This is a genomic window from Streptomyces sp. NRRL S-37 (assembly GCF_000721605.1).
Lineage (GTDB): Bacteria > Actinomycetota > Actinomycetes > Streptomycetales > Streptomycetaceae > Streptomyces.
In genome coordinates this window covers 1-9,622 of sequence record NZ_JOIZ01000050.1, presented here as the reverse complement: position 1 = coordinate 9,622, position 9,622 = coordinate 1, and the positions used below count along the sequence as shown (strand labels likewise).

Annotated in this window: 10 protein-coding genes and 1 pseudogene; all 11 read right to left on the bottom strand. The window is 72.4% G+C overall.

From position 1 onward, the window contains the following. The coding region (locus IH50_RS0136450) for a flavodoxin-dependent (E)-4-hydroxy-3-methylbut-2-enyl-diphosphate synthase (RefSeq protein ID WP_030872747.1) at positions 1 to 264 on the bottom strand (264 nt) is incomplete at its 3' end. 4 nt (positions 265 to 268) lie between these two features. Further along, positions 269 to 1,291 carry an adenosyl-hopene transferase HpnH gene (hpnH, locus tag IH50_RS0136445; RefSeq protein ID WP_030872743.1) on the bottom strand — a complete coding sequence of 341 codons (1,023 nt, stop codon included), beginning with the start codon at positions 1,289 to 1,291 and terminating at the stop codon, positions 269 to 271. A 5-nt stretch (positions 1,292 to 1,296) separates the two neighbouring features. Then, entirely contained in the window at positions 1,297 to 1,938 is a 642-nt protein-coding gene (locus IH50_RS0136440; protein WP_030872740.1) for a hypothetical protein, read from the bottom strand. Next, entirely contained in the window at positions 1,938 to 3,983 is a 2,046-nt protein-coding gene (gene shc, locus IH50_RS0136435) for a squalene--hopene cyclase (protein WP_030872737.1), read from the bottom strand. The genes IH50_RS0136440 and shc overlap by 1 nt, the downstream gene beginning before the upstream one ends. Positions 3,984 to 4,099: 116 nt before the next feature. Next, positions 4,100 to 5,164, bottom strand: coding sequence for a polyprenyl synthetase family protein (locus IH50_RS0136430; protein ID WP_037873572.1), 1,065 nt, complete (start codon positions 5,162 to 5,164; stop codon positions 4,100 to 4,102). Between the two features lie 71 nt (positions 5,165 to 5,235). Beyond that, positions 5,236 to 6,663 (bottom strand): hydroxysqualene dehydroxylase HpnE, encoded by a 1,428-nt coding sequence (gene hpnE / locus IH50_RS0136425; RefSeq protein ID WP_030872732.1) that lies wholly within the window; start codon positions 6,661 to 6,663, stop codon positions 5,236 to 5,238. Continuing rightward, on the bottom strand, positions 6,660 to 6,785 hold the full coding sequence (locus IH50_RS43665; protein WP_420709173.1) for a DUF6380 family protein: 126 nt from the start codon (positions 6,783 to 6,785) through the stop codon (positions 6,660 to 6,662). The genes hpnE and IH50_RS43665 overlap by 4 nt, the downstream gene beginning before the upstream one ends. Further along, on the bottom strand, positions 6,785 to 7,735 hold the full coding sequence (hpnD, locus tag IH50_RS0136420; RefSeq protein ID WP_030872729.1) for a presqualene diphosphate synthase HpnD: 951 nt from the start codon (positions 7,733 to 7,735) through the stop codon (positions 6,785 to 6,787). The genes IH50_RS43665 and hpnD overlap by 1 nt, the downstream gene beginning before the upstream one ends. Beyond that, positions 7,732 to 8,643, bottom strand: a complete 912-nt coding sequence (gene hpnC, locus IH50_RS0136415; RefSeq protein ID WP_030872726.1) for a squalene synthase HpnC — start codon at positions 8,641 to 8,643, stop codon at positions 7,732 to 7,734. The genes hpnD and hpnC overlap by 4 nt, the downstream gene beginning before the upstream one ends. A gap of 104 nt (positions 8,644 to 8,747) precedes the next feature. Beyond that, positions 8,748 to 9,533 (bottom strand): ABC transporter ATP-binding protein, encoded by a 786-nt coding sequence (locus IH50_RS0136410; RefSeq protein ID WP_234328329.1) that lies wholly within the window; start codon positions 9,531 to 9,533, stop codon positions 8,748 to 8,750. After that, positions 9,526 to 9,622, bottom strand: a pseudogene (locus tag IH50_RS41390) (ABC transporter permease); the annotation flags it as partial. The gene IH50_RS0136410 and the pseudogene IH50_RS41390, both read right to left, overlap by 8 nt.

Sequence of the window (9,622 nt, the reverse complement as noted above, 5' to 3'; positions counted from 1 at the left end):
CTTCTTCGCGATCACCGGGAGGGCGTCGGCGTCGTCCTGGGTGGGGCAGGCGACCCGGACGATCTGGCACCCGGAGGCGGTGAGCTCGGCGATCTGCTGCAACGTGGCGCCGATGTCGGACGTGCGCGTCGTCGTCATCGACTGCACGGACACCGGGGCGCCGCCGCCGACCGGCACCGGACCGACCTCGATCCGCCGCGAGGCGCGCCGCTCGGCGAGCGGCGGCAGGGGCATCCCGGGGATGCCGAGGGAGACAGCGGTCATGGCCTCACTCCCTGTTCCCGGAGACCGTCTCACGCATGGCGCGCAGCGACTCCTTCAGAGATCCCATGGTGGCGAGGACGGCGGTGGGCTCGTAGCCGCAGTGCGCCATGCAGTTGGCGCAGCGCGGGTCCTTGCCGCGGCCGTACTTGTCCCAGTCGGTGTCCTCGATCAGCTCCCGGTACGTCGGCACATAGCCGTCGCTCATCAGGTAGCAGGGGCGCTGCCAGCCGAAGAGGGAGTAGTTGGGGATCGCCCACGCGGTGCACGGGAAGTCGACCTTGCCCTCGAGGAAGTCCAGGAACAGCGGGGAGTGGTTCAGCCGCCAGCGGCGCCGGTTGCCGCCCGCGAAGGCCTTCCTGAACAGCTCCCGGGTCTGCTCCACGCCCAGGAAGTGCTCCTGGTCGGGGGCCTTCTCGTAGGCGTAGGCGGGCGAGATCATCATCTCGTCGACCCCCAGGTCGTCGTTGAGGTAGTTGAGCACCTCGACGATCGTCTGCGGGGTGTCGGTGTTGAAGAAGGTCGAGTTGGTGGTGACCCGGAAGCCGCGCCGCTTGGCCTCCTTGATGGCCGCCACGGCCTCGTCGAACACGCCCTCCTTCGCCACCGACTCGTCGTGGCGCTCGCGCAGCCCGTCGATGTGCACGGCGAACGCGAAGTACGGCGACGGGGTGAACTTGTCCATCTTCTTGCGCAGCAGCATGGCGTTGGTGCACAGGAAGACGTACTTCCGGCGGGCCACCAGCTGGCGCACGATCTCGTCGATCTGCGGGTGCATCAGGGGTTCGCCGCCGGCGATCGACACCATGGGCGCCCCGGACTCCAGTACCGCGCCGACGGCCTGGGCGACGGGCATCCGCTGCTTGAGCACCCCGGCCGGGTGCTGGATCTTGCCGCACCCCTCGCACTTCAGATTGCAGGCGAAGAGCGGTTCCAGTTCGACGATCAGCGGGAACTTGTCCCGCCTGCGGAGCTTCTGTTCGGCCAAGTATGTAGCGACCTTGATGGACTGACGCAGCGGCATGGCCATCTGGCTCACCTCCTGGGGAGCGGCAGGGAACGGTGCCATTCTTGGAAAGCCGGGAGTACGGACCGGAGAACACGGAAAGCCGATATTCCACCGCGCACCGTGCCGATCCGGACGAGTTCGTGTTCAGGAGCGTCCACGACCACCCGGACGGCCGCAACCGGGCGCTCGCCCACCCGGACGGCGCTCAGGAGCGTGGCGGCGGATTCCATGTCGGCCGCGATCGCGCCGGTCGCGCGCAGAGCGGACCGTTCGTGACCGCGGACGACGTGGTCGGAGCCGGTGAGCGGCCCGGTGTGGACGGTGCGTCCGGGCACCGCGCGTCCCAGCTCCTTCACCAGCAGTTCGGTTCCCGCGCACGGGACGCTGCCGCGCGGGTCCCGGGTCTCCTCGGCGACGACCAGGTCGCCGGGGTGCATGCCGGGGGCGAGGCCGGCGCAGAAACCCGTGGCGAGGACGGCCGCCCGGTTCAGGTCCGGGCCGGCGAGCATCCGGGTGACGGAGCGTTCGGCCGCCGCCGGCCCCATGCCCGTGCGCAGGACGGTGACCGGCCCGCCCCAGGTGCCCCGCTCGCGCCTGCGCAGGGCGAACTGCTCGATGCCGAGCGCGCACGCGATCAGCAGCGGGGCCGGGGCGGGCTGGGGGCTCATCAGCTTCCCTTCGCCTCGGCGAGCGTCTGTCCGGGCCCGGCCGCGGTCTTCGCCGCGGCCGGTTTCCCGGTGAACGGCTCCCCGTGCACATACCGGCCGAGCGCGGTGAGCGGGAAGACCTGCCGGTAGAGGTGGTAGTTGATGGAGAAGTCCCAGGGGAAGCCGGTGCCGGTGAAGTACGGCTCGTCCCAGGAGCCGTCCTCACGCTGGGTGGACACCAGCCACTCGATACCGCGTTCGACGGCCTTGGACTCCCTCTCCCCCGCCGCGAGCAGCGCCATCAGCGCCCAGGCGGTCTGCGAGGCGGTGGAGGCGCCCTTACCGCTCCATTCCCTGACGTAGCGGTAGGAGCGCAGGTCCTCGCCCCAGCCGCCGTCGTCGTTCTGCACCTTCTCCAGCCAGGCCACGGCCCGCCGGATCGCCGGGTGCGAGGCGGGGAACCCGGCCGCGGTCAGCGCGGGGACCACGGAGCCGGTGCCGTAGAGGTAGTTGACGCCCCAGCGGCCGAACCAGGAGCCGTCGGGCTCCTGTTCGGCGAGCAGCCACTGGATGCCGCGCCGGGTGCGCGGGTCGTGGGCGAGGCCCTCGACCGCGAGCATCTCCACGACGTGCGCGGTGACGTCGGCCGACGGCGGGTCGATGACCTCGCCGAAGTCGCAGAACGGCAGCCGGTTGGGGAACGGGCTGGTGTTGTCGACGTCGAACGCGCCCCAGGCGCCGTTCCTCGACTGCATGCCGAGGCTCCAGCGCACCCCGCGCCCGATCGCGTTGTCCATCCGCTCGGGGTCGTGGTGCCTGACCCGGCGCAGCGCGAGGACCACCTCGGCGGTGTCGTCGATGTCGGGGTAGTTGTCGTTGTGGAACTCGAACGCCCAGCCGCCGGGCGGCAGATGGGGCCGGCGTACGGACCAGTCGCCGGGCCGCACGATCTGTTCGCCGAGCATCCAGTCGGCGGCCTTGACCAGCTGCGGGTGGTCGGCGGGCAGGCCCGCGTCGGCCAGCGCGATGGTGGCGAGGCAGGTGTCCCACACCGGGGACTGGCAGGCCTCGATCATCCGGGCCCCGTCCTCGCGCCACACGGCGAACCGGTCCAGTGACTCCAGGCCCGCGCGCATCACCGGGTGGTTCAGGTCGTAGCCGAGCAGGTGCAGCGCGATGATCGAGTACACCGCCGGGGGCTGGATGCCGCCCCAGCAGCCGTCGTTCTCCTGCCGTTCGATGATCCAGCGGGCGGCGGTGTTCATGGCCGCCCCGCGCAGCCGGCGCGGGACGGCTCCGCGCAGCGTGTGCAGGGCCCTGTCCAGCCGCTGGAAGACGCCGTCCCAGCTTCTCGCCGGGGCGAGCGGCCGGGGAGGGCTGGGCCTGTCCGGGTCGGTGTGCAGCTCGTCCAGCGGGAACGGGGCGGGGCGCACCGGCCGTTTGGCGGAGACGATCGTCAGCGGCACGATGGTCTGCCGGGCCCAGCAGCCGAAGTCGTAGATGTTGAGCGGCACCCAGGACGGGAACCAGATCAGCTCGGGCGGGAGTTCGGGCAGGTCCTCCCACTTCCACCAGCCGAACAGAGCCAGCCAGATCCGGGTGAAGACACGGGAGGCGGCGATGCCGCCCCGCTCGCGGATCCAGGCGGAGGCTCTCGCCATGTGCGGGGCGTCGGGCGGATCGCCGGCCAGCCGCAGCGCGACGTACGCCTCGATGGTGGCGGAGAGGTCCCCGGGTCCGCCGTGGAAGGTGGCCCAGGTGCCGTCCTCGCGCTGCTCGCCGCGGACGAACAGGGCGGCGGCGCGGGTGGTGTCCTCGTCGCGGATGCCGAGGAACTGACGCAGCAGCAGGTCCTCGGCGTCCATCGTGACGTTGGTCTCGAGGTCGCCCTTCCACCAGCCCTGGTCGTCCTGCCGGGACAGCAGGAAGTCGGCGGCGCGCCGCATGGCGCGGGCGGCGATGTCGGGAACCCCGGCCGCCTCGGGGATGTCGGTGTCGTTTTCGCTGGCCGCGGCCACCGCGGGCGGCAGGGCCGCCCCGGTGCTTCCGTCGGTCGTCGCTGTCATGGCTTCCCCTTCGTGCAGTCCTGCGAGTGGTGTCTGCTGTGGGTCCGCCGTCGGCCGGTGCCGTTCTCCCCGGTCACCGGCCGGCGACTACGCGAGGGCTATTCGACCGATAGTGATCATCTCTTTCGTACGACGACGAAGTCCGCGAGCGCCGTGAACCGTTCCCGCACCGGGTCGGGCATGTCCACGGCGTGCAGGGCCTCGATGGCGACGGTGTGCTGACGGCGTGCCTCTTCGGCGGTCCAGTCACGGCCGCCGGCCTCTTCGATGAGGGCGGCACGGGCCGCGAACTCCTCCTCGGAGAAGGTCGCGAAGTCGCTGCTCTTGGCGTCGGCGGCGAGGATCTCGCCGAGCCGCCCGGAGGCGGGGCCGCCCGCCGCGAGCGCGGCCACGACCGGGAGGGACTTCTTGCGCTGGCGCAGGTCGCTCCAGGTCTGTTTGCCGGTCGCCTCCGGGTCGCCCCAGATGCCGAGGAGGTCGTCGACGGCCTGGAAGGCGAGGCCGAGGTGGTAGCCGTACCGCTCCAGCGCGTCGGCGGTGCGGTCGTCCGCGCCGCCGAGCACCGCGCCGATGGAACTGGCGCAGGCGAGCAGGGCGCCGGTCTTGTTGCCCTCCATCTCCAGGCACTCCTCGACGCTGACGCGGTCGCGGTGCTCGTAGGAGATGTCCTGGGCCTGGCCGTCGATGAGGGCGCGGCTGGCGGTGGTCAGCCGGCGGGTGGCGCGGCCGGCCTCGACGGTGCCGAGCTCCAGCAGCACCTCGTTGGCCAGGGCGAACAGGGCGTCGCCGACCAGGATGGCCTGGGCGGGGCCGTGCACCTTCCAGACGGTGTCGCGGTGCCGGCGCTGTTCGTCGCCGTCCATCAGGTCGTCGTGCAGGAGGGAGAAGTTGTGGACCAGTTCGACGGCGACCGCGCCGGGGACGCCGGTCTCAGGGGCGGCGCCGGTGACCTCGGCGGACAGCACGGCCAGGGCGGGGCGCACGGCCTTGCCGCCGTCGCCGTCCGCGGGCCGGCCGTGGGCGTCGATCCAGCCGAAGTGGTAGGCGGCGACCGTGTCCATGGGAGGTGCCAGGCGGTCGACGGCCGCCCGCAGTACCGGTGTGGCCAGGGTCCGCCCGCGCTCCAGGAGCGCGGACACGTCCACCGCGGTCCTTCGAGCGGCCTGCGAGGCCGGGGGCACAGGGGGCACAGTCTCTCCTCTTGTTGCGGTACCGGGGGTGCGGGGACCTGCCGCGCCGCTCTGTTGCAGCATCAGGCCGCCTCCTCGATCGCGAAGAGGTGGCGGGGGCGGGGCCGGCCGAGGGCGCTCAGCGCGGCGTCCGCCGCGCCGACGCCGCTGCGGACCGCACTCTCCATGGTCGCGGGCCACCCGGTGGCGGTCCACGCTCCGGCCAGGTACAGGCCGGGTGCCTTGGTGCGGGCGCCGGGCCTGAGGCGTCCGACGCCGGGGGCGGGAGCGAACGTGGCGGTGCGCTCCCGGGTGACGAAGAAGTCCTCGACCCGGGCGCCGCGGGTGCGCGGCAGCAGCCGCTCCAGTTCGGGCAGGTACCGCTCGCGCAGTACGGCGACCGGCTGATCGATGTCGTCGTGGGCGACCGACTGGGACAGCGCCAGGTACTGGCCGCGCTTCAGCCCGGACGCGCCGGTGCGGTCGAAGACCCACTGCACGGGGGTGCCGAGGGCGGCGAAGAAGGGCCGGGCGAGCACCTTGCGGTCGTAGACGACGTGCACGTTGAGGATGGGGGCGGTGCCGATGTCGAGCAGCCGTCCGGGGGCGTCGAGCGCGCCCGCGGGCAGCAGGTCGTACGCCTCGCGCTGCGGTACGGCGAGGACGACCGCGTCGGCGTGGACCGTCTCCCCGGGGACCTGAACGCTCCATCCTCCGTCGCCGTTCGCGGAGACGGAGGTGACCCGGGTACGGACCTCGGTGCGCACGCCCGCGGAGTCGAGCGCCTTGCGGGCGAGCCGGTCGTGCAGTTCCCCCAGCGGCACCCGGGCCCAGCCGATGTCGGCCGCCGCGGGGTCGGACAGCAGACCGGTCTTGAACACCATCGCGGCGAGCGACAGGGACGTGTCGCCCGCGACCGCGTTGAGGGTGGCGACCCCGACCAGGTCCCACAGGGCCTCGACGGCGCGCGCCGACTGGCCGTGCGCGGTCAGCCAGCTGCCGAAGTCCTGGGTGTCCAGGGCCGGATCGGCGAGGTCGAGCCCCTTCAGCGCGAGCGCGGCCCGGACCGCTCTGGCCCGGTCGGCGAGCGACAGGTGCGGATACGTGGCGAGGCCGCGCCCCAGATGCAGGGGCACGGGCAGCGCGTCGCGCCGCAGCCTGCCGAGCCGCCGCCCCTCGGGGCGCGTGACGTCGAGGACGGGCACGTCGAGGCGGTCCTGCAGCGGTGCCAGCGCGGCTCCGTCGATCCGGTCGAGGAACCAGCGGTAGGCGGTGCAGCACCGCAGGTACACGTGCTGGCCGTTGTCGACGGTCAGGTCGCCGCGCCGGAAGGAGAAGGCGAGTCCGCCCAGGCGCGGCCGGCCTTCGAGCAGGGTGACGCCCACCCCGGCGTCGGCGAGCGCCAGCGCGGCGGTGACGCCGGCCAGCCCGCCGCCGACGACGACGGCGTGCCGTCCCGCCGGAACGGGGCCGTCCGTGCGCGGCCCCGCGGAGCGTGTGCCATGGCTCATGCGCCCTCCCCTGCCCGGCCGGTGCGCCGCTCGAACGGTGCGGGACCGGCCGTCTCAGTGGGGGACGCGGCGTCTCGGCGGAGGGTTGCCCGCCGCTTCCCGCCGGGGTGCGGGATGCCCATCAGGCGCGCCTCCTGACGGTGCGCCGGGTCACGTGCCGGGTGTCCAGGCCGGACAGGCCGCGCACCGCGACGTACGCCTTCTCGCGTCCGGGCAGGGAGACCCGGCCGCGCAGCACCGCCCCGGGGTCGCGCTCGATGCGGTCCAGGAGCCGGCGGTAGATGCCGGCCATGGCGGCGACGCAGGCGCCGCTGCGCCGGTCGAGCAGGGGGAGCAGCCGGTAGCCCTCGGCGAACAGGGCGCGGGCCCTGCGTACTTCGAAGTGGACCAGGCCCGCGAAGTCGGAGCCCTCCGGTGGCGTGGGCCCGTCGAACCCGGCCGAGCAGCCGAACTTGGCGAGGTCGTCGGCGGGCAGATAGGTGCGCCCGCCCTCGGCGTCCTCGCGGACGTCGCGCAGGATGTTGGTGAGCTGGAGGGCGAGGCCGAGGGTGTCGGCGTACTCGGGTGCGCGTTCGGCGCCGCGCGCGCCCGGTTCGGTGCCGAACACGCCGAGCGAGAGCCGCCCGATGGCGCCCGCGACGCAGCGGCAGTAGACCTTGAGGTCGTCCCAGGTCTCGTAGGTCTCCCCGCGCGTGTCCATCTGGACGCCGTCGATCAGTTCGTCCAGGCCGCCGAGGGGGATCGGGAAGTGCGCGGCGGCGTGGGCGAGGGCGACCGCGACCGGGTCGGTGTCGTCCTCCTCGACCGCGCCGTCGCGGATCCGGGTGAGCAGCGCTCTCGTGTCCTCCAGCCGGGCCGCCTTGACGTCGTTCGCCAGCGGGCCGTCGCCGATGTCGTCGACGCGCCGGGAGAACGCGTACAGCGCCGACATCGCGCGCCGCTTGGGCGCCGGCAGCAGCCGGATGCCGTAGGCGAAGTTGCGTGCCTGCTGTCCGGTGACGGTCTCGCAGTAGCTGTAGGCGGCGAGTACCGGTGCGGACGCGGGTGGTTGCGACTCCACGGTCCGGATCACCCCTTTCCTCGCAGAGTCACGCCCGCCTCGCGCAGCAACTGGACCTTGCCGGGCTTGGGCGGGCCGGGAAGTACGTCGTATTCGGCGGCGGCGATCGCGTGGAGGGCCGCCCTTCCTCCCGCCACGAACCCCGCGAGCAACAGCCTGAGCCTGCCGTGGACGCTACCCACGAGGGGGGAGCCTTCATTCAGCAGTCCGCGGGCGCGTTCCGCCTGGTACGCGACCAGTGCGCGCACCGATGCGCCGGCGCTGGGTGCGGCGAGGTCCGCCTCCTGGACGTGGAAACGTTTCATGTCCGTGGCGGGCAGGTAGATGCGGTCGCGGCCGAGGTCCTCGGCGACGTCCTGGAGGTGTTCGACGATCTGGAGGGCGGTGCAGATGTCGTCGGAGCGGCGGACCCGCTCGGGTGTCGAGGTGCCGGTGACGGCGAGGACCAGACGGCCGACCGGGTTGGCCGACAGTTCGCAGTAGGCGAGCAGGTCGTCGTAGGTCTCGTACCGCTTGACGAGCTGGTCCTGGCGGTTGGCGGCGATCAGGCCGAGGAAGGGCCCGGGGGTCAGTCCGCGGCGGCGGACCGTCGGGCGGAGCCGGCGCAGCAGCGGATGGCCCGGCCCGGGGCCCGCCGGGTCGAACACCCGGCGCAGGTCCGCCTCGAAGGCGTCCAGCAGCACCAGCCGGTCCTCGGCGTCCTTCCCGGTCACCCCGAGGAGGCGGGCGTCGGTGCCGCCGGGGGCCAGGTCACCGTCGCCGATGTCGTCGACCAGACGGGCGAACCCGTACACCGCCATGAGGTCGTCACGCCAGGGCCGGGGCAGGAAGAAGGGGGCCACGGGGAAGTTCTCGGCGGCTGCCTTGTCGAGGGTGGCGCGCTCGGGGTCGACGGCACGCGCCGCGGACACGGACGTCATCGCGGACTGCCGTGGGCGGGGACGGCACACGCTGCGTTCAGCCGGGGAGTCTCCGTAGCCATTGCCGTCACATCTCCCGTTCTACACTGCCGACCCAATGCATACTATTTCGGACACGCCGCCGAGGCTTCCGCCATACGGCACCGTTGGATGGTGTCGGGCATTATGGCCCTGATTGCCGCCTTTCGGGACCGGTACAGCTTACGTTGTGCGACATGGCGCGTGACGACGGGGGTCCGCGCGCACCACGACAACACACCGATCGGCGTCAAGATTCCACCGGGCGGCCGGAGTTGACGTCCTTTTTGCAGACGCCGGGCCCCGCCGGACAGTTCGACGAGGAGGACGTCGTGGTCCTTGGCGGCGGCGATGGAGAAGCGCAGCCGGGCCGCCATGCCGGAGGAGTAGGTACGCATCGGCAGGGTGATGAAGTCACCCTTCTCGTTGATGCCGGAGAAGTCGACGATCTCCTGGTAGCGGGCCTTGATCTGCTCGCGGGACATCCCCATGGCGAGCCCGCCCAATATGACGTTCCGTTCGCCCGTCAGGTCGTTCATCAGGGCGGCGTTGACGCCGAGCAGGGAGGGCTGGCCGTCGGTGTAGACCTTGCCCCGCTCGGCGGGCAGCAGTCCGGCGATGGCCCGCAGCAGGGTCGACTTGCCCGAGCCGTTGGAGCCGATGAGCCCGATCGCCTCGCCCCGGTAGGCGACGAAGGAGACGCCGCGCACGGCGTGCACCTTGCGCACGCCCCGCTCCTCGCCCCGCTTGACGATGCGGCTGAGCGCCGCCGTGGCGCTTCCCTTGCCGGTCTTCGCGCCGTTGACGCGGTAGACGATGTGCAGGTCGTCCGCGATGACCGTGGGGACCTTCTCGTCGGTGGTGTCAGCCACGGCCGTATTTCTCCTCTGCCTTCCAGAAGTACACGAAGCCGATCACACCGGCCAGCAGCGCCCAGCCCACCGCGAACGCCCACACGTGC

Excerpts from the sequence above, each read along its gene's own strand:
- hpnH (WP_030872743.1), bottom strand. The coding sequence starts at position 1,291 with ATGGCCATGCCGCTGCGTCAGTCCATCAAGGTCGCTACATACTTGGCC.
- IH50_RS43665 (WP_420709173.1), bottom strand. The coding sequence starts at position 6,785 with ATGGGCATCCCGCACCCCGGCGGGAAGCGGCGGGCAACCCTCCGCCGA.
- IH50_RS0136440 (WP_030872740.1), bottom strand. The coding sequence starts at position 1,938 with ATGAGCCCCCAGCCCGCCCCGGCCCCGCTGCTGATCGCGTGCGCGCTC.
- hpnC (WP_030872726.1), bottom strand. The coding sequence starts at position 8,643 with ATGACGTCCGTGTCCGCGGCGCGTGCCGTCGACCCCGAGCGCGCCACC.
- shc (WP_030872737.1), bottom strand. The coding sequence starts at position 3,983 with ATGACAGCGACGACCGACGGAAGCACCGGGGCGGCCCTGCCGCCCGCG.
- hpnE (WP_030872732.1), bottom strand. The coding sequence starts at position 6,663 with ATGAGCCATGGCACACGCTCCGCGGGGCCGCGCACGGACGGCCCCGTT.